Source organism: Glycomyces artemisiae, from assembly GCF_003002955.1.
GTDB classification, from domain to species: Bacteria; Actinomycetota; Actinomycetes; order Mycobacteriales; family Micromonosporaceae; genus Glycomyces; species Glycomyces artemisiae.
In genome coordinates, this window is record NZ_PVTJ01000004.1 from 228,961 (window position 1) to 253,482 (window position 24,522).

General features: G+C 72.2%; 19 protein-coding genes. 11 read left to right on the forward strand and 8 right to left on the reverse strand.

Going from position 1 to position 24,522, the window contains the following annotated elements; translation table 11 throughout:
* Positions 1-30 precede the first annotated feature (30 nt).
* The 3 genes from B0I28_RS12435 to B0I28_RS12445 all read right to left on the reverse strand — a co-directional run bounded on the left by B0I28_RS12435 (position 31) and on the right by B0I28_RS12445 (position 3,738).
* Positions 31-1,398: an NCS2 family permease gene (locus B0I28_RS12435; RefSeq protein WP_106364145.1), complete on the reverse strand. Its 1,368-nt coding sequence runs from the start codon at positions 1,396-1,398 to the stop codon at positions 31-33.
* A gap of 429 nt (positions 1,399-1,827) precedes the next feature.
* Entirely contained in the window at positions 1,828-2,820 is a 993-nt protein-coding gene (locus B0I28_RS12440) for an LPXTG cell wall anchor domain-containing protein (RefSeq protein ID WP_106364146.1), read from the reverse strand.
* 234 nt (positions 2,821-3,054) lie between these two features.
* Complete coding sequence (locus B0I28_RS12445) at positions 3,055-3,738, reverse strand: LPXTG cell wall anchor domain-containing protein (RefSeq protein WP_106364147.1); 684 nt, start codon at positions 3,736-3,738, stop codon at positions 3,055-3,057.
* Between the two features lie 178 nt (positions 3,739-3,916).
* On the opposite strand from B0I28_RS12445, the gene B0I28_RS12450 reads away from it, so the two are divergent.
* Positions 3,917-6,178 (forward strand): glycosyl hydrolase family 95 catalytic domain-containing protein, encoded by a 2,262-nt coding sequence (locus B0I28_RS12450; protein ID WP_106364148.1) that lies wholly within the window; start codon positions 3,917-3,919, stop codon positions 6,176-6,178.
* A 72-nt stretch (positions 6,179-6,250) separates the two neighbouring features.
* On the opposite strand, the gene B0I28_RS12455 is transcribed toward B0I28_RS12450, so the two are convergent.
* The 5 genes from B0I28_RS12455 to B0I28_RS12475 all read right to left on the reverse strand — a co-directional run bounded on the left by B0I28_RS12455 (position 6,251) and on the right by B0I28_RS12475 (position 9,285).
* Positions 6,251-6,754: a hypothetical protein gene (locus tag B0I28_RS12455; protein ID WP_146148067.1), complete on the reverse strand. Its 504-nt coding sequence runs from the start codon at positions 6,752-6,754 to the stop codon at positions 6,251-6,253.
* A gap of 44 nt (positions 6,755-6,798) precedes the next feature.
* Positions 6,799-7,353 (reverse strand): hypothetical protein, encoded by a 555-nt coding sequence (locus B0I28_RS12460; protein WP_106364150.1) that lies wholly within the window; start codon positions 7,351-7,353, stop codon positions 6,799-6,801.
* Between the two features lie 68 nt (positions 7,354-7,421).
* Positions 7,422-7,799, reverse strand: coding sequence for a hypothetical protein (locus tag B0I28_RS12465; protein ID WP_106364151.1), 378 nt, complete (start codon positions 7,797-7,799; stop codon positions 7,422-7,424).
* Positions 7,800-7,882: 83 nt separating this feature from the next.
* On the reverse strand, positions 7,883-8,248 hold the full coding sequence (locus B0I28_RS12470) for a hypothetical protein (RefSeq protein ID WP_106364152.1): 366 nt from the start codon (positions 8,246-8,248) through the stop codon (positions 7,883-7,885).
* Between the two features lie 194 nt (positions 8,249-8,442).
* Positions 8,443-9,285: a hypothetical protein gene (locus B0I28_RS12475; protein ID WP_146148068.1), complete on the reverse strand. Its 843-nt coding sequence runs from the start codon at positions 9,283-9,285 to the stop codon at positions 8,443-8,445.
* Positions 9,286-9,714: 429 nt separating this feature from the next.
* Between B0I28_RS12475 and glnII the strand changes: the two genes are divergently transcribed.
* The 10 genes from glnII to B0I28_RS27250 all read left to right on the forward strand — a co-directional run bounded on the left by glnII (position 9,715) and on the right by B0I28_RS27250 (position 24,515).
* Positions 9,715-10,728 carry a glutamine synthetase gene (glnII, locus tag B0I28_RS12480; RefSeq protein WP_106364154.1) on the forward strand — a complete coding sequence of 338 codons (1,014 nt, stop codon included), beginning with the start codon at positions 9,715-9,717 and terminating at the stop codon, positions 10,726-10,728.
* 140 nt (positions 10,729-10,868) lie between these two features.
* Complete coding sequence (locus B0I28_RS12485; protein ID WP_106364155.1) at positions 10,869-12,542, forward strand: asparagine synthase-related protein; 1,674 nt, start codon at positions 10,869-10,871, stop codon at positions 12,540-12,542.
* A 167-nt stretch (positions 12,543-12,709) separates the two neighbouring features.
* Complete coding sequence (locus B0I28_RS12490) at positions 12,710-13,447, forward strand: DUF6270 domain-containing protein (RefSeq protein ID WP_106364156.1); 738 nt, start codon at positions 12,710-12,712, stop codon at positions 13,445-13,447.
* A 119-nt stretch (positions 13,448-13,566) separates the two neighbouring features.
* Positions 13,567-14,313, forward strand: coding sequence for a DUF6270 domain-containing protein (locus B0I28_RS12495; RefSeq protein ID WP_106364157.1), 747 nt, complete (start codon positions 13,567-13,569; stop codon positions 14,311-14,313).
* Positions 14,314-14,458: 145 nt separating this feature from the next.
* The gene (locus B0I28_RS12500) at positions 14,459-15,544 is read left to right on the forward strand and encodes a class I SAM-dependent methyltransferase (RefSeq protein ID WP_106364158.1); all 1,086 of its coding nucleotides are present in this window, start codon (positions 14,459-14,461) and stop codon (positions 15,542-15,544) included.
* Positions 15,545-15,733: 189 nt separating this feature from the next.
* The gene (locus B0I28_RS12505; RefSeq protein ID WP_106364159.1) at positions 15,734-17,668 is read left to right on the forward strand and encodes a glycosyltransferase family 2 protein; all 1,935 of its coding nucleotides are present in this window, start codon (positions 15,734-15,736) and stop codon (positions 17,666-17,668) included.
* A complete protein-coding gene (locus tag B0I28_RS27245; protein ID WP_181245768.1) occupies positions 17,665-19,299 on the forward strand; it encodes a glycosyltransferase family protein in 1,635 nt (544 codons plus the stop codon). Before B0I28_RS12505 ends, B0I28_RS27245 begins: the two co-directional genes overlap by 4 nt.
* Entirely contained in the window at positions 19,296-20,840 is a 1,545-nt protein-coding gene (locus B0I28_RS12515) for a glycosyltransferase family protein (protein ID WP_106364160.1), read from the forward strand. Before B0I28_RS27245 ends, B0I28_RS12515 begins: the two co-directional genes overlap by 4 nt.
* Positions 20,841-20,967: 127 nt before the next feature.
* A complete protein-coding gene (locus B0I28_RS28270; RefSeq protein WP_146148069.1) occupies positions 20,968-23,022 on the forward strand; it encodes a glycosyltransferase family 2 protein in 2,055 nt (684 codons plus the stop codon).
* 11 nt (positions 23,023-23,033) lie between these two features.
* Positions 23,034-24,515: a glycosyltransferase family protein gene (locus B0I28_RS27250; protein WP_181245769.1), complete on the forward strand. Its 1,482-nt coding sequence runs from the start codon at positions 23,034-23,036 to the stop codon at positions 24,513-24,515.
* Positions 24,516-24,522 lie beyond the last annotated feature (7 nt).

Consider the following 24,522-nt stretch of genomic DNA (forward strand, 5'->3'; position numbering starts at 1 on the left):
TCCTCCCGGGCCCTTCGACGTGCGTGGCTGCTACTCCGTCAAGAAGAGGAAGTAGCCGATCGAGGCGAGCATGAGCACCCAGGCGATCGGGTGGACTTCCTTCCAGCGGCCCTTGGCGGCCATCATGATCGGGAAGAACACCAGACCCAGGGCGATGCCGTTGGAGATCGAGTAGGTCAGCGGCATCGCGGCGACGATGAGGAACGCGGGGATCGCGTACTCCAGCTTCGCCCACTCGATGTCGCCGAGGGCCTTCGCCATGAGCACGCCCACGACGATGAGCGCGGGCGCGGTGACCGCCGGGTTGTTCGCGACCAGGCCGAACACCGGGAACGCCACGAGCGACACGATGAACCAGAAGCCCGTGGTCACGGCCGTGAGGCCGGTGCGGCCGCCGACCGAGACGCCCGCGGTCGACTCGATGTACGCGGTCGTGGTCGAGGTGCCGAGGACGGCGCCCGCGGAGGTCGCGATCGAGTCGGTGGCGAGGGCGCGGCCCGCGCGCGGCAGCTTGCCGTCCTTGACGAGCCCGGCCTGCCCGGCGACGGCGAACAGCGTCCCGGCGGTGTCGAAGAAGTCCACGAACAGCATGGTCAGGATGACCGCGATCATGTGGACGGTGAACGCGTCCTCGAAGCCGGTGAAGGCCGCGCCGAACGAGTCGAGGTTCGGGGTGAAGCCCTCGGCGAGCTTGAAGTCGATGACGCCGGTGAGCACGCCCAGGACCAGCGTGGCGAGCATCCCGTAGAACACGCCGCCCTTCCAGCCCAGGACCATGAACACGGCGGTGACGATCAGGCCGAACACGGTGAGCAGGACCGTGCCGGAGGTGAAGTCGCCGATGGTGACGAGGGTGGACTCGGAGCCGACGACGATGCCGCCGCCCTTGAGGCCGATGAACGCGATGAACAGGCCGATGCCTGCGCCGACCGCCAGTTTGAGCTGCGGCGGGATCGCGTTGATGATCGACTCGCGCGCGCCGGTGACGGCGAGGATGAAGAACAGCACGCCCGAGACGAGCGTGCCCGTGAGCGCGGTCTGCCACGGGATGCCGAGGGTGAGCACCACGGTGAAGGCGAAGAACGCGTTGAGGCCCATGCCGGGGGCGGTGGCGATGGGGTAGCGGGCCCACAGGCCCATGACGAGGCAGCCGAGCGCGGAGGCGAGCGCGGTCGCGGTGAAGACGGCGCCCGGGTTGGGCGCGTCGACCCCGGCTTCGGACAGGCCGAAGCTGAGGATGCCGGGGTTGACCGCGAGAATGTAGGCCATCGCCAGGAACGTCGTGGTCCCGGCCAGGACCTCGCGCCTCCAGTTGGTCTTGTTCTCGGTCATCCCGAAGTACTTGTCGAGGCGCCCGGGCTGGGGCGCCTCCTTCTTCTCTGTGGCTTCAGTTGCCATGTCTCGGGCACTCCTGTGCAGGCGAGTCGTCGGGCGCCGGGCAGCTGGCACCCCGGGGACCAGGGTAAATGGATAGGCGCTGAACCTGCGGGTAATGTACCGGGTCCGCCACGGAAAGAAAAGCGAGCTGGCCTCGAAGTTGTGAGTTTTACACAGTCTTCACGCGCCGCGCACAAGGCGACGCCCCGGAGCCAAGGGGGGGACGGCTCCGGGGCGTCGACTTAGGGTCGAGCCCCCGGTGGCAGGATTCCGGGGGCTCGACAAGGACCGCACCGTCAAGCAGCGGGCGGTAGTTCGGAGGTCTCGCCCCGGCGCGACCGCGCCGGGCTCCCTGCCCTGAGACAACTGCTAAACGCGGCGGCGTCTTGTGCGGTTGCATAACGGTTCGATAACGGGCGCGGCTTTTTTCACGACCGCGCCCGCATGCGCCTATTCCGCGTCCGGCTCGGACTTCCGCCGCAGCACAACGAGGATCACGATTCCCGCGAGGATCACGATGCCGCCGCCGACCAGGAAGTACGTCAGCGACGAACCCGTGGTCGGGAGCTGCGAGACCGGCGTGGTCGAGGCCCCGCCCGGCGCGGAGCTGGTGGCGGCGGGCTCGGAGCTCGACTCGGCCGGGCTCTCGGAGGTCGGGGCCTCGGAGGACGGCTCGTCCGTGGTCGGGCTCTCGCTCGACGGCTCGTCGGTCGTGGGAGCTTCGGACGAGGGCTCGTCGGTCGTGGGGACCTCCGACGACGGTTCGTCGGTGGTCGGCGCTTCACTCGACGGCTCATCGGTGGTGGGGACTTCCGACGAGGGCTCGTCGGTCGTGGGCGCCTCGCTCGAAGGCTCGTCGGTGGTCGGCGCCTCCGTCGAGGGCTCCTCGGTGGTGGGCGCCTCCGTCGAAGGCTCCTCCGTGGTCGGCGCCTCCGTCGAAGGCTCCTCGCTCGGGGTCTCCTCCCCCGGGGGCTCCTCGGTCGCCGGGCAGGCGTGGGTCAGGTTGAAGAAGTCCTTGCCGTCGCCGTCGCGGTTGATCTCGGCCTTGGCCGCGGTGAGGGTCCAGCCCGCGGGCGTGATGATGTACGCCTTGTTGTTCCCCGAACCGGAGACGATCCCGCCGTCGTGGTCCGTGGTGAAGACGTGCTCGTCGCCGTCGGCGTCGTCGAACGTCGCGGTGATCGAGATGAAGTTGCCCTCTGCGTTGACGGAGTTGGGGAGCACGAACACCCAGCCATCGAGCCAGTCCGCGGTGTCGGCCGGGATCTGGTCGCAGCTCTGCGACTTGAAGTCCTCGGCGGTCGTGGGCACGTTGCCGGGATTGATCTCGATGAAGTCGGTGCCGCCCGCGAGCGCGGGGACGGCGAAGGCGAGCGCGACGGCTCCTGCCAGACCGGCGGCGGCCGCGGCGCCGAAGGTCTTCTGGCGGCGTGTGAGTTTCAAGGGAGTGGACTCCGTGATGGGTCGTCGGAGGTGTCGAACGTGCCGGGGTTCGACGTGCGCCTGGGCCAGGCGCCGGCGAACTGTCCACGTCACCGCAGCCACTCGCGTTGCAGGTTCGAGAGGCTGATTCAGAAATCGGCCGAACGGCTGACCTGCCAATTCACCGCGAAATCGCCGAAAAAAGACGGCGTCCCCGGGGCCGGGCCCCGGGGACGCCGCGACGGGCGGTCGCGCCTACCAGTCCTGGGCCTCGCGGCGGCGGCGCTGGACCAGGAACAGCGCGGCGCCGGCGGCGGCGAGGGCCGCGGCCGAGACGAGCGCGATGGTCAGCGGCGTGCCGGTGGTCGGCAGGGTGGTGCCGGTCGGGGAAGTCGACTCCTCGCCCGGGACGCTGGACTCCTCACCGGGCGAGGAGCTCTCCTCGGTCGGCGACGAGGGCTCTTCACCGGGGCTCGACGGCTCCTCGCCGGGCGTGCCGGCGCATGCGTGCGTGAGGTTGAAGAAGGCGCCTTCGTCGGGGTCGTTGACCAGGGCGTCGGCGTCGAGGAGGGTCCAGCCGGCGGGCGTGATGATGTACGCCTTGTTGTCGCCGCTGCCTTCGACGATGCCGCCGTCGTTCCCGGTGGTGCGGGTCCGCTCGGTGCCGGTCTCGTCGGCGTACGTCGCGGTGACGGAGATGAAGTTGCCTTCGGCGCCGGCGGACGCGGGGAGCACGAAGACCCAGCCGTCCTCGTCCGGGGCCAGGTCGGGCAGGTTGTCGCAGGACTGGTTCTCGAAGTCCGCCGCGGTCGTCGGGATGTTGCCGCGGTTGATGAGGATGATGACCTCTTCGGCCTGGGCGGGCGTCGCCAAGGCGAGGGCCGCGGCGATGCCCGCGGCGGCCGCGAGGCCGGTCTGAAGGGTTCGCTTGAGTTGCACTGTAGAGCTCTCCGTAATTTCTTCTGCCATCGGAGCGAATGTGCCGGATTCAGGGTTGGGCAGATGAATCACGTTCATGTAAGAGCCGAGGTTGCATCACGTTCAGGTGACGGAGGGTGCGGCCGGGGGCGCAAGCGCCGCGCCCGGCCCGGATCGTGGATCCTATAGGATATAGGGCATGCCGCAAGCATTGAAGCTGAGCTATGACACTCCCGCGGAGGCCTGGCACGAGGGGCTCCCTCTGGGGAACGGCCGCGTCGGGGCGATGCTCGTCGGGGACCGGATCGAGCTGAACGAGGACGGGTTCTGGTCGGGCGCGGGCAACAAGGGCGTGCCCGACGGCGTCGAGGGCATCGCCGCCGAGGCCGCCGAGCTGGTGCGCCGCGGCGAGTTCCACGCCGCCGACCAGCTCATCACGAAGCTCCAGGGCCCGAGCACCGAGGCGTACCAGCCCGCGGGCGCGCTCGTCGCGGTCCACTCCGGCGACGGCGAGGACGACCTCGCGTTCCACCGCGAGCTCGACCTGCGCGACGGCGTCGCGACCACCGTCCGCGGCCGCGTCCGCCAGGAGGCGTTCGTCTCGGTCGCCTACGGCGTCATCGCGATCCGCTGGAGCGCCGACGAGCCGTTCGCGCTCGACCTGGGCTTCCAGTGGCCGCACGAGGGCGGGTCCATCGTCGCCGACTACGACGAGCTGAGCGTCACCGGGCACGCCCCCGCCACGGTCCACGGGCCGGGCGGCCCCGACTACTCCTCCACCGAAGGCGTGCGGCGGCTCGGCCTGAACGCGCAGCTGCGCGCCGACGGCCGCATCGTCCCCGGGAGCGCCGGGCACCGCTTCGCCGACTGCCGCGAGATCGAGGTCTACATCGCGCTGCACTCCGACTTCGACGAGGCCGCGGCCCTGGACCGGGCCCAGTCCGAGGCGCGGCGCGCGGCCGCGAACGGCTGGAAGGCGCTCCTCGCCGACCACGTCGCGGCGCACCGGGCCGTCATGGACCGCGTCGCCCTCGACCTTCCACAGGGGCCTGTGGAACACTCCTCCACCGCGGAGCGGCTGCGCCGCCGGGCCTCCGGCGGGCCGGACGAGGGACTCGCAGTGCTCGCGTTCCAGTTCGGCCGATACCTCCTCGCCGGGTCCTCGCGCCCCGGCACGCAGGCCGCGAACCTCCAGGGCATCTGGAACAGCGAGGTCAGGCCGCCGTGGAACAGCGACTACACCACGAACATCAACGTCGAGATGAACTACTGGCCCGCCGAGACCTGCGGCCTGCCGGAGTTCCACGGGCCGCTGTTCGACCTCGTCGACGGGCTCGCCGCGACCGGCGCGGAGACCGCGCGGAAGCTGTACGGCGCGGGCGGCTGGTGCTGCCACCACAACACCGACTACTGGCGGCTGACCACCCCGGTCGACGGCCGCGCGTGCTGGCAGGCCTGGCCGATGGGCGGGCTGTGGCTCGCCATGCACGTCGCCGAGCACTGGCGGTTCGGCCGCGACGAGGAGTTCCTCGCCGACCGGCTCCCCGCGGTCCTGGGCGCGGCCCGCTTCGCGTACGACCGGCTCTCCGAAGGCAGCGACGGCACGCTCGTGACGAACCCGGCGTCGAGCCCGGAGAACGAGTTCGTCACGCCCGCAGGAAACTCCGCGCTCGACGAGTCCACGGGGATGGACGCGGCGCTCGTGCGCGAGCTGTTCGCGTTCGTCGTGGAGGCCGCCGACGTCGTCGCCGAGACCCTCCACGGCGACGACCTCACGCTCGTCAAGGACATCCAGGAGGCCTTGCCGCGCTTGGCAGGCCCGAAGATCGGCGCCGACGGGCGGCTCCTCGAATGGGCCGCCGAACGCGAGGAGGCCGAGCCGCACCACCGGCACGTCTCCCACCTGTACGGGGTGTTCCCCGGCGACTCATTCGCCGACTCCCCCGAGCTGCTGGAAGCGGCCCGCAAGAGCCTCGAAGCGCGCGGCGACGCCGGAACCGGCTGGTCGCTCGCGTGGAAGACCGCGCTGTGGGCGCGCCTCGGCGACGGCGACCGGGCGCACCGCCTGCTCGGGGAGTTCCTCACGCCCGTGGGCTTCCGCGGCGCGGGAGTCGAGTACGCCGACGGCGGCGTCTACTCCTCGCTCCTGTGCGCGCACCCGCCGTTCCAGATCGACGGGAACTTCGGCACGACCGCGGCCATCGCGGAGATGCTCGTCCAGTCGCACCGCACCGTCGACGGCGAGCCGGTGATCGAGCTGCTCCCGGCGCTGCCGTCCGCCTGGCCCGACGGGGAGGTCCGGGGCCTGCGGGCCCGCGGCGGCGTCACCGTCGAGCGCCTCGCCTGGCGGGGCGGCCGTGCCAGCGCCGTGGAGCTCGTGTCCTCAGTGGATATCCGGGTGCACGTGCTCGGCCGGGCCGTGAAGCTCGACGCCGGCGTCCCGTGGACCGCCGACGTCTAGGACTGTCGAGCGCAAAGGGGAGCGGCCGGAGTCCGATCGGACTCCGGCCGCTTTGGTATGAAGGTTGACCTGCTAGCAGGTGGTGTCGACGCTCGCCTGGCCCACGGCCACGCCGCAGACCGACCACTGGAACGCGCCGGTCGTGTCGGCGTTCACCAGCGAGATCCCGCTGCCGGGTCCCACCGGCTCCTTCGGGCCGTCGATCGAGTTGTCGCAGTCGAAGCCCTGGTTCGGGGCCGCGACGGCGACGCCGCAGACCTGCCACTTCGCGAAGTTGCGCAGGTCGATGTTGGCGACCGACGGCATGCCCGCGGTGTCCGGGGGCTCCGGAACGGACTGGCCGGTCGCCTCGATCTCGTCCGCCGAAGGCGAGCCGAGAACGGTGTCGCAGGTCGCGCCGGTGATCGGACCGAGCTCTCCGGCCTCGCAGACACCGGGCAGCACCGAGTCGTGCTCGGACTCCACGGCGGCGAGCGTCAGCCAGTCGGGAGTGGACGCCTGTGCGGCCCCTCCCGTGAACGCGGCCGCGGCCGCGGCTGCGGCGGCCGAGACCGCCACCATGGTGGTGTTACGCATGTTCCTACCTTTGTCTCTCGACCAAACCGGGGGAAACGGTCGGGCTAGTAGTCGCCCTGGTCGGCGCCCTTACCGGGGTGGTCGCCGTTGTCCGACACGTGGTCGGCGTTCAGGCACTGCTGGTCGAGCGACGGCGAGACGCCGACGTTCTGGCCGCAGATCTGCCAGTGGGCGGCGCTGGAGGCGTCCGCGTTGGCGAGCGTGACGTCGCCGGCCTGGATGCCCGAGCCCGCGTTGTCGCCGAAGTGGTCGCGGTTGTCGCAGACCTGGCCGAACGACTGGGTCAGGACGTTCTGGCCGCAGATCTGCCAGTGCGCCGCGTCCGAGGCGTCCACGTTCACGGCGGACACGTCGCCCGCCTGCACGCCGGAGCCCTGGTCGTCGCCGAAGTGGTCGCGGTTGTCGCAGTTCTGGTCCACCGAGGTGGTCAGGATGTTCTGGCCGCAGATCTGCCAGTGGGCGGCGTCCGAGGCGTCGACGTTGACCAGCGAGACCGGACCGGCCATGACGCCGGAGGCGGCGGCCATGACGGGCGAGGCGGCGCCGAGCGCGGCGATCGCGCCGGCGCCGACGGCTGCGGCGGTGAGAACCTTACGCATTGATGTGCTTCCTTCTGTTTCGAGATCGGAGGGGCGGGCCCCCTCGGGAGCCCGCCCCATTGGTCGAATTACTCGGCCGCGTGCGTGATGTGGTCGTAGTTCAGGCACTGCTGGTCGAGCGACGGCGCGACGCCGACGTTCTGGCCGCAGATCTGCCAGTGCGCCGCGTCCGAAGCGTCGAGGTTGGCGACCGACACGTCGCCGGCCTGGATGCCGGACTGGGGGCCGGAGCCGATGTGGTCGCGGTTGTCGCAGACCTGGCCGAACGACTGGGCGAACACGTTCTGCCCGCAGATCTGCCAGTGGGCCGCGCTCGACGCGTCCACGTTCACCAGGCTGACCGGGCCCGCCCAGACGCCCGAGCTCTGAGCCATGGCGGTGCCGGCGGAGCCGAGAGCGGCGACCGCACCAGCGGCGGCGGCGACGACGGTGAGAGCCTTGCGCATTGTTTCTTTCCCCGTTCTCTGTCGGATTTCTTGGTGCTCCTCGGGTCCGGGCCGCCCTCCCGGGCGGCCCGGCCTGGGAAGTCCTACTCGTTCAGGTGGTCGTAGTTCAGGCACTGCTGGTCGAGCGACGGCGCGACGCCGACGTTCTGGCCGCAGATCTGCCAGTGGGCGGCGGAGGAGGCGTCGAGGTTGGCGACCGACACGTCACCCGCGTCGATGCCGGACTGGGGGCCCTCGCCGATGTGGTCGCGGTTGTCGCAGACCTGGCCGAAGGACTGGGTCAGGACGTTCTGGCCGCAGATCTGCCAGTGCGCCGCGGAGGAGGCGTCGATGTTGACGAGGCTGACCGGGCCGGCGGCGACACCGGAGCTGGTGCCGGCCATGGCGGGGGAGGCGATGCCGGCGGTGGCGGCGGCGGCCGCGGCGGCGACGTAAAGAACCTTGCGCATGATGTGCGGTTTCCTTCTGGGTTGCGCGCCCGTTCGTTCGGGCGTCTTCATGTGGTTTCCCCGCCTCAGAGGAGGCGGCGGTGACTGACGGCCTGCCGCGCGTCGGCGCGCCGGAGTTTCCGGGATCTCGTCCCGGGTTCCGTTGGGAGTTTCGAAGGCGGACTTCGGTTCCCGCGCGTCGACGCGCGGCGGCGCTAGTCTGGGGCGACGGACAGCTCGGCGGCGCGGTCCAGCGGCCGCCCCAATTCCCCGATCACCGTGCGGGAGAGTGACACCTCTTCCCCCCCGGCGGACGGGGAGACGCAGACAGCGTTGTGGCCGCTGTCGACGCTGATACCGGCGGTCGAGCCAGTGGCTCCACCGGGGATGATCTTCAGGTCCGGAAGCGCGGCGCCGTGGTACCCCCACGGCTTCGCGGCGGTGCGCGGCGTGCCGTGCACCTCTTCGACCTCGGACCGGTCCGTCCCCCGCGCGCCGTCATCGGCCGCGGAGCACTCGAAGGCGGCGGCCGGCCGGCCGCTGGGCGCTCCTTGGAGCGCCGCCGCCACCTCGCTGGAGTCTGCATTCGCCGCAAGTGTGGTGAAGCTCGGCTGTCCTGCGGCAGCGGCGAGGACGCTCCCGGGCGTCGTCGCGTCGCCGAACCGCAGGCCATCGGTCACCAGTCGCGCCAGGTCGCCGACCGGATCGGTCGGGGGCGCGACAGTCTCATAGACACCGGACACCGCGGGGGCGGGGCGGTCCGCAATGGACGCCGTTCCCTGCACGAGGGTTCCCACCAGCGGTGTCACTACTTCGGCGGTGCCGTCTCCGACGGACTTGTCGTCCAGGTCGAGCAAGCCGGGGTCGCCCGGCAGCATCGTGCGCACGGTGCCGTCCGTCTCGTCCACCAGCGTTCCCGTCGAGTCGGCAAGGCCCGACACCAGCCCCGTGACCTCCCCCTGCACCGCCGGCGGCCGATGTCCCTGCTGGTTCTGCGGGACCAGTCGCGCGGCCAGGCGCGACATGTCGGACACCTCTGCGGAGAGGGGGTCGGTCATCGCGGCTAGGCCCTGTGATGACGCGGAATCGTCTGATGCCCAAGCGGACGCCGCCATCGCGAAGGCCCCTAGAAGCAGGGACCCGAATGCTGTGAGCGCGGCGCCGAGGAGGAGCCGGAGCACGCTGGCGCGGCGGGTGTCCCCGCTGCCTCCGGCGATGCGTCCCATCGTCTCCCCCGTCGTCCTGAACCTGAGCGCGAGCGGTCTGGCCGCTCGCACCTAAAGAACGAGACCGGACCAACGGTGGATACGGGGTGAATCAGATTTTCTAGCCAAAATAGGGCGAGAAGGACTCACAGTCCCTGCTTGCTCACCCGCAGCACCGCTTAACAGACTGTTTACATGTGATCAACGAGGGGGAAATTGCCCTTTGGGAGCGTGGCAGCACAGCTTCACGGCTGGACCGCGTATGAAGAAGGGCTCCCACCGATGGCGATCAAAGCCGAGTACATCTGGATCGACGGCACCGAGCCGACGGCCAAGCTGCGTTCCAAGACCAAGATCCTCGGAGCCGGTGAAGAGCCGGGGATCTGGGGCTTCGACGGCTCCAGCACCAACCAGGCGGAGGGCCACACCTCCGACTGCGTGCTGCGCCCGGTGAAGTCCGTCCCGGACCCCATCCGCGGCGGCGACCACCTCCTGGTCCTGTGCGAGGTCCTCGACATCGACTTCACCCCCCACCCCTCCAACACCCGCGCCGCGACCGCCGAGATCGCCGAGAAGTACGCCTCGCAGGAGTCCTGGTTCGGCATCGAGCAGGAGTACACCTTCATGGTGGGCGACCGCCCGCTCGGCTTCCCCGAGGGCGGCTTCCCCGCGCCGCAGGGCGGCTACTACTGCGGCGTCGGCGCCGACGAGATCTTCGGCCGCGAGATCGTCGAGAAGCACCTCGACAACTGCCTCGCCGCGGGCCTGCCGATCTCCGGCATCAACGCCGAGGTCATGCCCGGCCAGTGGGAGTTCCAGGTCGGCCCCGCCTCCGCCCTCGAAGTCTCCGACTCGCTGTGGCTCGCCCGCTGGCTGCTCTACCGCACCGCCGAGGAGTGGAACGTCTCCGCCACGATCGACCCCAAGCCCGCCAAGGGCGACTGGAACGGCGCGGGCTGCCACACCAACTTCTCCACCAAGGCGATGCGCGAGGACTACGAGCCCATCATCGCCGCGTGCGAGGCCCTGGGCGAGAAGGCCGCCGAGCACATCGCCGTCTACGGCGACGGCATCGCCGACCGCCTCACCGGCGCCCACGAGACCGCCCACTACACCCAGTTCTCCTACGGCGTCTCCAACCGCGGCGCCTCGATCCGCATCCCCTGGCAGGTCGAGAAGGACAAGAAGGGCTACCTCGAAGACCGCCGCCCCAACGCGAACATGGACCCCTACCTCGTCACCGGCAAGATCGTCGACACGGTCTGCTCGGCCCTGGAGAAGAAGGGCCTGGTCTAGCAACCGGCCGCAACAGGCGTTCGCAAGGGCGGGGAGCTCCGGCTCCCCGCCCTTCGCCGTGCGCGGACTGGTAGATTCGCCGCCGACCCCGCCCGTCCTGAACGACTCCGGCGCCCGCCCCACCTCTTCGGGACCACCTCATGCACCGCTCCTCGGACCCCGCCCTCGAATTCCGCTCCCGGCCGTACGTGTGCGGCGCGCTCGGCGAACGCGACGACGCGCTCCTCGGCGCGCTCGTCGCGGACGCGCCGTCGGCACTGAAGACCGCCATCGCCGGGGACCGCCTGGCACTGCTCGCCTCGCACCGCCTCCGGCCGTGGCGGTCCGGCGGCCGCAAGGGGCTGCTCTGGAACCCGCTCGCGGACGGCCCGCCGCCGCGCGGCTGGCGTGAGGCCTCCGAGTCGCGGATGTCCGCCGGTGTCGAGACCGGGGACGACGGGCGCGTCGCGGTCCACACCGACGCGCTCGGCATGCAGGACGTCTACTTCCGCAGGATCGGCGGGGCCGTCTACTTCGCCGGGCGCCTCGAACCGCTGCTCGGCCTCGGCGGGGCCGGGCTGCACATCGACTGGGACGCATGGGCGTCGATCCTCGCGTTCACCGGCCCCGCCGGCGACGCCACACCGTTCGCGGAGGTCAGGCGGCTCCGCGCCGCCGAGGCGTGGACCTGGCAGGAAGGGACCCTGCGCCTCGAATCGTTCGAGCCGTCCTGGACCGGGGTCGAACCCGACCCCGGCTTCACGCCCGCCGACGCGGTCGACGCCGTGGCGCAGGCCGTCGACCCGACGCGCAAGACCGTCATCGCGCTGAGCGGCGGCTGGGACTCGCGCCTGCTCGGCGCACTGGCGACCCGCCGCAGACGGCGCATGCGGGCGTGGACGACCAGCCCCGACGACGGCCTCGACCTCGACCTCGAATACGCGGGACCGGTCGCCGCGGCGCTCGGCGTGCGGCGGCAGGTGCTGATCCCCGGCGAGGACGCCTGGGCCGAAGACCACACCGCCGTCCGCGAGCGCACCGCGTTCCAGACCACGCTGCACACCTGGATGATGCCGCTCGCGAGGGAGCTGCACCGCGACGGCTCGCCCGTGCTCGACGGGCTCGCGGGCGACGTGCTCTTCAAGGCGCTGCTCGTTCCGGGCGGCATCGACGACGAGCGCGACCCCGGGCGCCGCCTGCGGCTGATCTGGGAGGAGCTCGAAGGGAACCGCCTGCGCGGCAACGCGCTCCTGCGGCCGGAGGTCCTCGGGTCCTTCACCGAGCGCAGCGAGCGGGCGCTCGCGGCCGCGGCCGCCGGAGTCGCCGGGCACCACGCCGCGGCGACCCTCGCGACGCTGCGCACCCGGACCGCCCGGTCGATCGCGCCCGCTCCGCTGTGGCTCATGGGCCCCGAGGTAGCGCTCGAATTCCCGTTCCTGCACCCCGAGGTGCTCAAGGCGGCGCTGCGCGTCCCCTTGGAGGCCAAGGTGGGCGGCGGCTTCTACCGGCGGATGCTCGCCGCCGCGCATCCCGCTTCGGCGGGGCTCCCGTCGACGAACGACCCGCTGCCGGAAGGAGTCCGGTGGCGGCGCCGCAGCCAGGCGCAGGCGAGCGCGCTCAAGGCGGCGACCGACCACATCCGGTCCTCGGAGGCCGCCGCGGCCCTGTTCACGCGCGAGGCGGCGGCGCGGCTGCTCGAACCCGAGGCCCTCGACCCGTCGCGGGTCAAGATGGCGCACGTGCGGGTCCTCCACTGGGCGAGCCTGTTCGCGCAGTGGCACGACCGGTACCGGGCGGTCCTCGCGGACGGGGCCGGGGACCTGCCCTTCGACTGAGCGGACCGGGGACCGGGGCCGAGCGGCACCGCAGGATCTGTCCACTTTGACCAATAGGGCCCGATCGGATGGGTTCATCACGGTCGGTGCGCGATGGGCCTGTTATAGTCGGCGGAGCCCTGTATGAATGACTCTCGTATATTTCCGTGGCAGGAAGCGATACGCTCATGACCCCCGAACCACTGCGCTACTCGATCCTCGGCACCTGCGTCACCCGGGACGCCGCCGATGTCGGCCGGGCCCCGCTGGGCAGGCCGGTCAAGTACTTCTCGCGCACGCGCATCCAGAGCATCGTCTCGCCTCCGACGCCGATCGACCCCGCCGAGATCTCCACCGAGAACCCCTTCGACCGGCGCGTCATCCTCAACGAGCACCGCAAGACCGCCGCGCAGACGCTCCCCCGGCTCGACCACCCGCTCGTGGTGGACCTGGGCGACGAGCGGCTCCGGATGGTCCACACCGGGCACGGGATCGTGACCGCCACCAGCGCGTTCAAGAAGGACTTCCTGGGCAGGTCGGGCCAGCGCAAGGTCCAGGAGGACACCGAGCTGCGCGCCGACGGCCCGTTCGCCGAGGCCTGCCACCGCTTCGCGGCGCTCCTGCGGCCGGACCAGAAGGTCATCGTCCACCGCACGTTCTGGGCCACGCGGGAGGCCGACGGCTCCCCGGTCGCGCGCCTCGCCGAGTCCGAGCGCCACAACGCCTGGCTGGCCCCGGCGTACGACCTCTTCATCCGCGCGCTCGGGCCGCGAGCGGCCGTCGTCTCCATGCCCGAGGAGCTGCGGGTCCCGGACCCGTACAACCGCTGGGGGCACGAGCCGTTCCACTTCGTGACCGAGTACCACGACTACCTCGCCGCGCAGATCCGAGCGCTCCTCACCGCTCCCGCGCACGCGCGCGTCTGACCGCCGCCGAGGCGCGGGCCCGGCGCGCGGCGGAGCCGTGCCCGCGTTGCCGCACACCGGAAGGTAGATTCCTCCCAAATGTTGCAATGCCTGACAATGCGTGACAGGAGCCGTTCGCGATGACGGGGACCCCGCTGACCTACTCCCTGGTCGGCTCCTGCGTCACGAGGGATGCGGCCGACCTCGGCCGCGAACCGCTGCCGCCGCCCGTGCACTTCTTCTCCCGCACCAGGGTCCAGAGCCTGGTGTCGGCGCCCTCCCCGATCGATCCGGGGGACGTGGCCCTGGACTCGTCCTTCCAGCGCCGGGTCATCGAGGAGGACCACCGCAAGACCGCGGCCCGGACGCTGCCGGCGCTCGACCACCCCGTGGTCATCGACCTCATCGACGAGCGGTCCCCGCTGGCCCACACCGGCTCGGGGATCGTGACCGCGTCCTCGTACTTCAAGCGGACCCGGCTCGCCAAGCGCAAAGGCGTCGTCCAGGTGCCCGAGGACCGCGACCTCTCCGGGACCGGCCCGTTCGCCGCCGCCTGCGACCGGCTCGCGGCGCTGCTCCCGCAGCAGCCGGTCGTGGTCCACCGGGCCTACTGGGCGCTCCGCGACACCGGCGGCCGCACCCTGGAGGAGGCCGCCCGCGCCAAGGCCGCGAACCGCTGGCTCGAACGGGCCTACGCGGTCCTGGAGTCGGCACTCGGCGACCGCGCGGTCCCGGTCGAACCCGATCCCGCGCTCCGCGTCGCCGAGCCGTCCCACCGCTGGGGCCTCGCCCCGTTCCATTACGTGGACGACTACTACGACGACCTCTCCCAGCAGGTCCGCGCCTGTCTGGAGCCGAACGGCCCGAGGGCGTTCCGGCACCGCTGAGCCGCTCCCGAGGACTTGGATAGGATCGGCACGCCGGCACCCCACCCGGCCGGCGAGCGGCGGCGCCCCGCGTCCACGCCGGTCAAGCGACGCCGCGGACGCAGACATCCCCGCACGCACCTCTCGCACGAGTTAGGCCATCGACATGAGCTTCCGGATCCGCGCCGCCCTCACCGGAGCCGTCGCGCTCGCCGCCGCGGGCGGGGCCGGGTACCTCCTCGGAGGCCCGGCGCTCGCCGGGTACGCCCTGTTCTCCACCGCCCTGTGCGGGGCCGCGGCGCTGCTGTGGCGGCAGTCCCGTCGTGCCCAGGCCGAGCAGCGGCGCCAGCAGGCGGCGGTCCGGCAGCTCACCGAGAAGGTCTCGGGGCTCTCGCGGCGCGTCAAGCGGCTCCAGGAGGACCAGGAGCAGGGGCGGCGGCACCTCGCCGACCGGATCGACGCCACGTACGCGCGGATCCGGCAGGTCCCGGGCGACACGCGTCGACTCGTCCGCGAGGACGACCGGTCCGGGCGGGTCCTCGACGCGATCGGCGCCGTGCGCGAGGAGGTCGAGTCGATCCCGCGCATGACCCGCCGCCTCGTGCGCGAGTGGAACCGGATCGTCTACGCCGAGGTCGAGGACCTCACCGCCCTGTACCGCGACATCGAGCCCGACCGGGCCCTCCCCCAGATGCACGGCTGGTCCGCGGGCGCCGACCTGGCCCGCTACCTCTACTGCGAGGTCGCCGAGGCCGGGCGCTCCAGCGTCCTCGAATGCGGTTCGGGCACGACCACGGTGATCCTCGCGTACGCGTTCCGCGCCCGCGGGCACGGGCGCGTCGTCTCGCTGGAGCACGACCCGCGCTTCGCCGCGGCCACTCGGCGGATGATCGAGGAGCGCGGCCTCGGCGAATGGGCCGAGGTCGTGGACGCGCCCCTCGCCGACGCCGTCGTCGGCGACGCCGTCTGGCCGTGGTACGACCTCGACGCCGTCCCGGAGGGGCCGTTCGACCTGCTGCTGGTCGACGGCCCGCCCGCGTCGGTCGGTTCGGAGGCCCGCTACCCCGCCGTGCCGCTGCTCCTCGACCGCCTCGCGAAGGACGCCCTCGTCGTCCTCGACGACACGCGGCGGCCCGACGAGCGCGCCATCGGCGAGCGGTGGGCGGCGGAGCTCGAGGGGTTCGCGCTCGAATCGCTCGGCCACGACCACGGCACGCTCGTGCTCAGGCGCGGAGGCGAAGCGGCCCTCTGACGGCCCGGTTCCGCGCCGCTTGGAACCTGTGCGGCGTTTTCGTGCGAATACCGTGGTCGCGGAGCGCACACCGTGCATCACCAGTACCGCTCCGATGGAACGGGACCGCTAAAATTCACCTGACCGCCCGCCCGCGCCCCTCCGCCTCCGGGTCGGAAGCGAACCCCCTGCGATCGAATCAGGACGAGCATGGCCTCCGCCACCCTTGCCGAGTACGTCGAGTCGGCGCTGCCGCACGTCGCGGCCCGTTCGGGCGCTGGCGCCGTGCTCGACAACGCGTTCCGGTTCCGCTCGCGGACCGGCCGCGTGCTCCTCGCGGCGCTCGCCTGCCCGGGCCGGCGCGGCACCGACGACTACACCGGCTTCGACGCCCGTGCGGCGTCCACTGAGCTCAACCTCGCGGCCTACTGCGACCTCGCGTACGCGCTCGCGGCGCAGCCGCTCGGCGACGGCGACCACCGGGCCGCGCTGGCCATGTACGGCCGGGCGGCGAAGCTGCTCGGGAACGCCGTGCCCGAGCGCGACCAGGTCGCGCACGTGCGCCTCGCCGCGCTCCACGGCGACACCGCTCTACTGGAGCGGCTCCGCGGCACGTACGCCCGCGTGCCCGCGACCTGGTGGAAGGCCGTCGACTACGCCGTCCTGCGCGCCGCCGCCCCCGCCGACACCGGCCGGTGGCTCCCCGCGTTCCTCGACTTCGCCGGATGGCGCGACCTCGAACTCGCGGGCACCGGACCCGAGGACAACCTCCTCTCCCGGCTCGCGCCGAAGAAGGACCGGGCGGTCGGCGACGGCCCGCTCGTCTCGGTCGTCATGACCTGCTTCCGGCCCGGTCCGGAGCTGCTGACCGCGGTCCGGTCCGTGCTCGCCCAGTCCTGGCGGCGGTTCGAGCTGCTGCTGGTCGACGACGCCTCCGAGCCGGAGTACGACGCGGTCCTGCTGGAGGCCGCCGGGCTCGACGAGCGCGTGCGGCTCCTGCGGCAGCGGACCAACGGCGGCACCTACCGGGCCCGCAACCGCGCCATGGGCGTCGCCGCGGGCGCGTTCATCACCGGCCTCGACTCCGACGACTGGGCGCACCCCCGCTGGCTCGAACGGCAGATCGCCCCGCTCCTGGCCGAACCGAACCTGGTCATGACCGTCGCCGAGGGCATCCGCTGCACCGCGGACCTCGAACCGGCGGTCTCGCCGGTCCTGCGCCTGACCGAGCCGCGGTCGACGTCGATCATGTACCGCACCGCGCTCATCCGCGAGCGCATCGGCTTCTACGACACCGTGCTGAAGAGCGGCGACACCGAGTTCAAGCTCCGCATCCAGCGGCACTTCGGCAAGCACCGCGTCCGCGTCATGTACGGCGACTTCCTCACCATCGTCCGCCAGCGCGAGGGGTCGCTGTCCGACGGGGACGTCTCCGCCGCCTGGGTGACACCCGAGCGCTTCGCCTACAACAGCGCATTCCGCCAGTGGCACAAGCGCATCCAGCAGAGCAAGGCCAAGTCCCTCCTACCCGCGTCCCCGCCGGAGCGGCCGTTCCCCGCGCCGCGCGGTCTGCTCGAACGGGGTGTCGAGGCGGAGCGGTTCGACCTCGTCGTCGCCGCGGACTGGCGCCGCCTGGACCAGGACCGCCGGGCGCTGCTGGAACGCGCGGCCGCTGCCGCCGCCGAAGGCGCCGCCGTCGCGATCGTCCACTACGCGGCCTGGGAGGACGCAGGCGTCGGGCCGACGGTCATCGCCGCGGAAGCGCTCGCCGCCGCGGCGGAACTCGGAATCGAGTTCGCCGACCCCGAACGGCTGCACACCGACCGGCTCGTCGTCTCGGAGGCCCCGCTGCTGGTGTGCCTGCAAGCGGACTACCCGCAGCTGCGCACCGCCGCAGCCGAAGCGGTCCGCGAGGAGGCGGTCGCGACCGCACCGCTGCGGCTGCGTCGCGGGTCCCGCCGCGGACGCAAGGACGCGCTCCTGGTCGGCGCCGCGGTCCTGGCGCTCACCGCCGGCGCCGGGGTCGCACTGATCGCCGCGGACTCCGCGGAAGCGGCCTTGACCGCCGCGGCGACCGGACTCGCCGCTGCCGCGGCGGCCGCCGTCGCGCTGGCCTCCCTCGCCATGCGAAGAGCGCGGCGATGAACGCCCCCCGAGCAACGACGACCCGCGACCGACGACCGGACAAGCAGATGGCGAAGCAGATCAAGCACCTCCTCAGGCGCGTCCGCAGACTCGGCGCCGCACCGTCGGCGGCCCTGGCCGGCATCGCGGCGGCCGTGCTCGCGGCCGTCCTCGTTCCCGACCGGACGGTCGCGCTCGCGGTCGTCGCCGCGGTCGTGGTGCTCGAATTCGGGCTCGTGGCCGTGATGCTCGCCCGGCTGCTCGCCGCGCTCAAGGAGGCGTCGGTGGCACCGGCCCCGGCGGCCGAGGCGCCGAAGGCGCGGCAGCGCACCGGCGCCGTGCTCGCGCCGCTCCCCGCGCGGAAGCTGCGGCCGCTCAAGCGCTGGACCGCCCGCCTGAACCAGGGCTTCTCCGCGACCGCGCTCCCGGTCATGTACCAGTACGCGGACAACGAGAAGGGGACGTACGCGTTCCGGCTCGCGATGCTCGACGCGATCGTCTCCTGGAGGGACCGGGTGCGGCGCGAACGGCGCGAGCCGGTCCGGCGCCACTTCGACATCGTGCTCGTGTCGAACATGAACCTCCTCGGCGGGACCACCGCGTCGAACGCGGAGGAGGTCAAGGCGTACCGCGACGCGGGCCTGTCCGTGGGCCTGCTCCACCAGCCGGTCTTCGAGTGGAACGTCGGCCGCGAGATCAACCCGAAGATCGCCGAGCTCGTCGGCGGCGACGTGGTCCTGCTCGGCAAGGGCGACGAGGTCACCTGCGACCTCATGATCGTCCGGTTCCCGCCGTCGCTGTCGCGCCTGATGGACGACCGCCCCGAGATCACTCCGGCACGGACGGTCCTGCTCATCAACCAGACCCCGTTCGAGGCGTACGGGCCCGACGGCGTCGGCAGGCACTTCTCCTGGGACGTCGCCACCGTCCGCGACAACCTGAAGTCCTGGGTCGGCGACAGCACCTGGTACGCGATCGGGCCGTCGGTGCGCGAGGCCCTGGAGGCCCACCACGGCGCCGAGATGGCGGGCGTGGACCTCGCCGACGGCTACTGGTACGGGTCGCTCGACCCCGACCGGTGGCGCCGCGACGGCCCCCGCGAGGCGGACGGGACGATCCGCATCGGCCGCCACTCCCGCGATCACGCCCTCAAGTGGCAGACGATCGCCGAGGACCTCCGCGCGACCTACCCGGACGCGGAGGACGTCGAGATCCACGTCCTCGGAGGCACCACGGCCCCCGAGCGGGTGCTGGGGCGGCTCCCCGGCAACTGGACCGGGCACCCGTTCGGTTCCGTTGCGCCCGAAGAGTTCCTGCACGGCCTCGACGTCGCGGTGTACTTCACGGCCGAGGACTATGTGGAGGCGTTCGGCCGCTCCCCCATGGAGGCCATGGCCGCCGGGCTGCCCTGCGTCATGCCGCCGCGCTTCGAGCCGCTGTTCGGCGACGGCGGCGTCTACTGCGAACCCGAGGAGGTCGAGGCCGTCGTGCGCGCGCTCATGGAGCCCGGCCGGTACCGCGAGCAGTCGGAGCGGTCGCTCGCGACGGTCCGCGAGCACTTCTCCCACGAGGCGCTGCTGCGCCGCGTCGCCGCGCTCGGCGTGCGCGTCCCCGACCTGGCCGCCACTGCCTCGGAAGGCGGGACGCGATGAGCGCCGGAACGAACCACCACTCCAGGACGGGGCTCGCCGCCGCGGCCGCGGGGGCCGTCGCCGCCGCTGCCGCGGTCCTGCTGCTGCCCCTGGCCGCGGCCGTCGCGGTCACCGCCGCGATCGTCCTCGCCGAACTCGCCGTGATCGGGGCCCTGCTCGCGAAGGTCGCGGGTCGCGCCCGCAACGTCGAGGTCCGCCGCAGTCTCGACCGGGCCGCCGCGGCGGCCGCCGAGTCGCCCGCGGCGGCACCGGAGGACGCGGTCGACGAGAAGGACCTTTACCACGACAAGTGGGCGGCGCGGCTCCAGAACGGCTTCGCCGCCACCGCGATCGAGCCGCTCCTGCGGACCGCCCGCAACCGCTCGAACCGGCCCGAGCACCGGTTGCGGACCCTGCGGACGCTCGACGCGTGGCTCCAGGCCGAGGCGCGGGCCCACGACGCCCGCGTCGACCACTCCCTGGACGTCCTGATCGTGTCCCACTTCGGACTGCCGGGCGGGAACACCTCGGCGAACGTCGCCGACATCACCGCGCTCACCCGGGCGGGGTTCCGCGTCGGCCTGCTGCACCACCCGGTCTACCGGTGGGACGTCGCGACGCCGATCAACCCGAAGATCGCCGAGCTCGTCGACGACGACGCCGTGGTGCTCGTCAGCGCCCAGGACAGCGTCCGCTGCGACCTCGCCATCGTGCGGCTGCCCACGATCATGGGCCGGCTCATGGACGAGCTGCCCGAGATCGAGGCGGGCCGCACCGTGCTCCTGGTGAACCAGCCGCCGTTCACGTTCTACGACGAGGACGGCGGGCGGCGCGAGCAGTGGAGCGTGCGGACCGTCTTCGAGACGGTGCAGGGCTGGCTCGGCGACCACACCTGGTACACCATCGGCCCGGCCGTGCGCGAGACCCTTGAGCGCCACCACGGGCACGAGCTCGACGGCATCGACATCGCCGACGAGTACTGGTACGAGATCATCGACGTCGCCGACTGGATCCGCCCCGAGCGGCGCCCCGGCGACCGGCCGATCCGCATCGGCCGCCACGCCCGCGACGCGCCGCAGAAGTGGCCGGACACCCCGGAGGCCGTGCTCGGCTGCTACCCGGCCTCCCCGGAGTTCGAGGTGCACTCGCTCGGCGGCGTCGAGACCCCCCGCGAGATGCTCGGGTCCGTCCCGGACAACTGGATCGACCATCCCTTCGGCTCGGTGCCGGTGCGGGAGTTCCTGCACGGCCTCGACGTCCACGTCTACTTCACCTCGCTCCAGTACGTCGAGGCGTTCGGCCGCTCGCCCATGGAGGCGATGGCCGTCGGCCTGCCGTGCATAATGGACCCGCGATTCGAGGCGCTGTTCGGCGAGGGCGCCCTCTACTGCGAGCCCGACGAAGTCGAGAGCGTGGTCCGCAAGCTCGTCGACGAGCCCGGCCGGTACGAGGAGCAGGTCCGGCGCGCCCAAGAGAAGGTCGAGCAGGACTTCTCACCGGCCGCGCTCGTCCGCCGCGTTATCCGGCTCGGCGCGCGCCCGACGGGAGGAGACGCCTCGTGACCTGGTCAGCCGCAACTGCTCCGGCAGGAATGCGAACCTTCCACGAACGCCGTGCGTGTTACGATCGGCCCGGTTCAACGCCGATCTGCCTCCCTTTGCTTCCTTTTCCCGACGGTTGGCTGATTCCTTGACCTCCACCGCTTCCCGCACTCCCGTCACGGCGCCCGCCACGGTTCCCGTGCTGGACGGACTCGACCCGGAATCGGCGGCCCTGCTGCTCCGCGAGGCCCGGAGCCAGTCGGTCCAGGCGCTGTACGCGACCACGATCCGGACCAGGTCCGACCTCGCCGTGCGCATCGCCGCCCGCCTGGTGAGCCCCGCGCACGACCGCGAGGCGCTCCTCGCCGTCGCCGACGACCCGACCGCCGACACCTCCGAGATCGACGCCGCGCGGCTCGCCGGTTATGCGGCCGCGCTGTCGCGGCGGCGGGAGTACCGGGACGCGTATGCGCTGTTCGGACTTGCGGAGCGGTTGGATCCGGGGGCGATCGTCGCGGAGTTCCAGGTGCGGTACGCGGAGGCGGCGCTGGCGGTGACCGGGTCGGCTGCGGGGGTGCTGGAGCGGTTCGACGGGATGGTGCCCAGGTGGCGGCATGCGTTCGAAGCCGACGAGGTGCATCCGGACCGGGGCGGGGACGAAGCGGCGTGGCTGGAGCGGTTCCGGGTGCTCGCGGGGATGCCCGATCTGGAAGTGGCCGAAGGCGACGGGGTGCGGTTCGACCGGCTCGGGGCCGGGCCGGCCGCGCCGGTGCGGACGCAGCGGCGGATCAGCGTGGTCATGACGTGCTTCAAGCCGGACGAGACGCTGTTCACGGCGGTGAACTCGGTGGTGGCGCAGAGCTGGCAGAACTGGGAGCTGCTGCTCGTCGACGACGCGTCGGGGCCCGAGTACGGGGAGATCCTCGCCAGGGCGGCGGCGCTCGACGAGCGGATCAGGCTGTTCCGGCTGCCGGAGAACTCCGGGACGTACAAGGCGCGGAACCGGGCGCTCATGGAGGCCAAGGGGGTCTTCACGACGGGCCTGGACTCCGACGACTGGGCGCACCCGCGGTGGCTGGAGCGGCAGGTCGCGCCGATGCTCGCCGACCCGGCGCTGGTGATGACCTTCGCGAACTGCATCCGCGTGCGCGAGGACCTGACGGCCGTCCACACCGGACGGCCGGTGCAGGGGCCGCGGTCGACGTCGGTGATGTTCCGGACCGAGCCCGTGCGCGAGCGCATGGGCTACTTCGACGCGCTGCGCAAGGGCGCCGACACCGAGTTCCACTTCCGGTTCAAGGCCGTGTTTGGGAACCGGGCGGTCAGGAAGCTCCAGGGCGAGGTGTTCACGCTCGTGCGCCTCGCGGGCGACACGCTCACCTCCCGCGAGATCGACAACGGCTGGCAGCACCCGTCCCGGTCCGCGTACCAGTCCGCGCACCAGCACTGGCGCGAGCGCATCCGCCGCGGCCAGTCCAGCGGGTTCATCGAGGCCGACCAGGTGGAGCGGGAGCTGTACGCGCCCAGCCTGAGCCGCGGCATCCGCCTCGACGGGCGGGAGTTCGACGAGCTGTACGTGCTCGACTGCCGGTTCTGGGAGGACGGGCAGCAAAGGGCGCTCGATCTCGTGCGCGAGGCCGCCGGCGCCGGGAAGCGCGTCGGGATCGCGCACGTCGAGTCGCTGCTGCGCCTGCGCGACGAGCTGCGGCACCTGCGCCCCGAGATCCTCGACTTCCTCAACGAGTCCTCGCACGGCCCGAACCCGGTCGAGTTCGTCGCACCCGTCGACAAGGTCGCGGCCGTGCGGCTCGTCGTCACCGACCCGTCCCTGTGGGAGGGCCGCTCGGACGAGTTCGCGTTCACCGAGACCGGCCGCGTCGAGATGTGGGAGCGGACGATCACGCCGACCGCGGCCGTGAAGACGGCCCTCGTGAAGCAGAAGGGCGCCAAGCGCAGCGGCGAGTCCAAGGAGTCCCGCCCCGACGGGAAGGGCCCGCGCCGCGTCCTCGCCGGGGCGTTCGGCGCCGTGCTGGTCCTGCTGTGGGCCGCAGCGGCCGCCTCGTGGTTCGTCGCGGGCGCCGATGCCGCCGCAGCCCTGACGTTCATCGCCTTGTCGGCGTCGGGCGGCACCGCCGTCGCGGCGCTGTCCTCGGCCGGGTTCGCCCGGTTCAAGGCCCTCCTGCGGCGGGCGGCCCGCCGATGATCGGAGCACGCATGCGCACCGCCAAGAGGCTCGCGCTCGCCGGGGCCGTGTTCGGGGCCGTGACGCTCGCGGTCGCCGCGCTCGCCCTCGCCGCACCGCCCGTCGTGTACCTGCCCGCGATGGCCGCGGTCCTCGCCGGGGAGGCCGCGCTCGTGGTCTACCTGCTGCGCAACCGGATGCGCGACTCCGGGGTCGCGAGCCCGCTGCAACTGCTGTCGCGGCGGCGCCTGCGGGCCGCGCAGCGCGAGACCCGCGCGCTCGCGAACGTGCGCAAGTGGCAGGAGCGCCTCGACGCGGGCTTCGTGTCCGCCGCGTCGCCGGCGCTCGCCTCGATCGCCGCCGACGGCGGCCACACGAGGACCGTCCGCAAGGCCGCGGCCGCCGCGCTCGCGACGCCCCGCGCGACCGGTGCGGGCGCCGAGGAGCGGTACGACGTCGTCATCGCCTCGAACTTCAACCTCCCCGGCGGCACCACCTCCTCGAACCTGAACGAGATCGCGCTGCTCAAAGCCGCGGGGATGCGCGTGGGCCTGGTCCACAACCCGCTGTTCGAGATGCACCCCGGGCGGCCGCTGAACGGGAAGGTCCTCGACGCCGTGGACGGCGACCGGGTCCGGATCGTCGGCGACCGCGCGAAGGTCAAGGCCGACCTGCTGCTCATGCGGTTCCCGCCGTTCGCGTCGCAGCTGCGCGACGACCTGCCCGAGATCGAGGCCGCACAGCGGATGCTCGTGGTCAACCAGGCGCCCATGACCTATTACGAGGGCGGCGTGGGCCGCAAGCGCGTATGGGACGTGGACCGCGTGCACCGCAAGCTCACCGGCTGGATCGGCGAGCACCGCTGGGTCACCGTCGGCCCGCTCGTCCACCAGGCGCTGCTCGACTTCCACGCCGACGAGCTCGACGGCGTGGACCTCTCGGCCGACTACTGGTACCCCTCGATCGACCTGAAGGCCACCGAGGTCCGGGGCGAGGAGCCCGTCGGGGACGTGGTGCGCATCGGACGCCACTCCCGCGACCACCTGTCGAAGTGGCCGGAGCTCGCAGGGCAGCTGCGGGCCTGCTACCCGGCCGGTCCCGGCTTCGAGATCCGCGTCCTCGGCGGCGTCGACGTGCCGCGGCGGACCCTCGGCCGGCTGCCGTCCAACTGGGTGGGCCACCGGTTCGACGAGGTCGCCGTGGGCGAGTTCCTGCGCGGCCTCGACGTGTACGTGTACTACACGTGCTCGTCGTGGCTGGAGGCGTTCGGGCGCGCGCCCGTCGAGGCGATGGCCGCGGGCGTCCCGGTGGTCCTGCCGCCGGTGTTCAAGCCCGCGTTCGGATCCGGGGCCCTCTACGCCGAGCCCGCCGACGTGGCCGCGCTCGTCACCGAGCTGACCGGGGACCATGCGAAGTGGCTGGAGCAGCGCGAGGCGGGCTTCGAGACCACCCGGCGGCTGTTCAGCCACGAGGCGCACCGGGCGCGCTTCCGCGCGCTCGGCCTCGACCTGTAGGAGCGGA

What these genes read in the sequence shown, in the direction of transcription:
- B0I28_RS12460 (WP_106364150.1), bottom strand. Translation starts at nt 7,353, where the DNA reads ATGCGTAAGGTTCTCACCGCCGCAGCCGTCGGCGCCGGCGCGATCGCC.
- B0I28_RS27245 (WP_181245768.1), top strand. Translation starts at nt 17,665, where the DNA reads ATGAACGCCCCCCGAGCAACGACGACCCGCGACCGACGACCGGACAAG.
- B0I28_RS12490 (WP_106364156.1), top strand. Translation starts at nt 12,710, where the DNA reads ATGACCCCCGAACCACTGCGCTACTCGATCCTCGGCACCTGCGTCACC.
- B0I28_RS12475 (WP_146148068.1), bottom strand. Translation starts at nt 9,285, where the DNA reads ATGACCGACCCCCTCTCCGCAGAGGTGTCCGACATGTCGCGCCTGGCC.
- B0I28_RS12500 (WP_106364158.1), top strand. Translation starts at nt 14,459, where the DNA reads ATGAGCTTCCGGATCCGCGCCGCCCTCACCGGAGCCGTCGCGCTCGCC.
- B0I28_RS12515 (WP_106364160.1), top strand. Translation starts at nt 19,296, where the DNA reads ATGAGCGCCGGAACGAACCACCACTCCAGGACGGGGCTCGCCGCCGCG.
- B0I28_RS12485 (WP_106364155.1), top strand. Translation starts at nt 10,869, where the DNA reads ATGCACCGCTCCTCGGACCCCGCCCTCGAATTCCGCTCCCGGCCGTAC.
- B0I28_RS12470 (WP_106364152.1), bottom strand. Translation starts at nt 8,248, where the DNA reads ATGCGCAAGGTTCTTTACGTCGCCGCCGCGGCCGCCGCCGCCACCGCC.
- B0I28_RS12495 (WP_106364157.1), top strand. Translation starts at nt 13,567, where the DNA reads ATGACGGGGACCCCGCTGACCTACTCCCTGGTCGGCTCCTGCGTCACG.
- B0I28_RS12455 (WP_146148067.1), bottom strand. Translation starts at nt 6,754, where the DNA reads ATGCGTAACACCACCATGGTGGCGGTCTCGGCCGCCGCAGCCGCGGCC.
- B0I28_RS12435 (WP_106364145.1), bottom strand. Translation starts at nt 1,398, where the DNA reads ATGGCAACTGAAGCCACAGAGAAGAAGGAGGCGCCCCAGCCCGGGCGC.
- B0I28_RS12465 (WP_106364151.1), bottom strand. Translation starts at nt 7,799, where the DNA reads ATGCGCAAGGCTCTCACCGTCGTCGCCGCCGCCGCTGGTGCGGTCGCC.
- glnII (WP_106364154.1), top strand. Translation starts at nt 9,715, where the DNA reads ATGGCGATCAAAGCCGAGTACATCTGGATCGACGGCACCGAGCCGACG.
- B0I28_RS12505 (WP_106364159.1), top strand. Translation starts at nt 15,734, where the DNA reads ATGGCCTCCGCCACCCTTGCCGAGTACGTCGAGTCGGCGCTGCCGCAC.
- B0I28_RS12450 (WP_106364148.1), top strand. Translation starts at nt 3,917, where the DNA reads ATGCCGCAAGCATTGAAGCTGAGCTATGACACTCCCGCGGAGGCCTGG.
- B0I28_RS27250 (WP_181245769.1), top strand. Translation starts at nt 23,034, where the DNA reads ATGCGCACCGCCAAGAGGCTCGCGCTCGCCGGGGCCGTGTTCGGGGCC.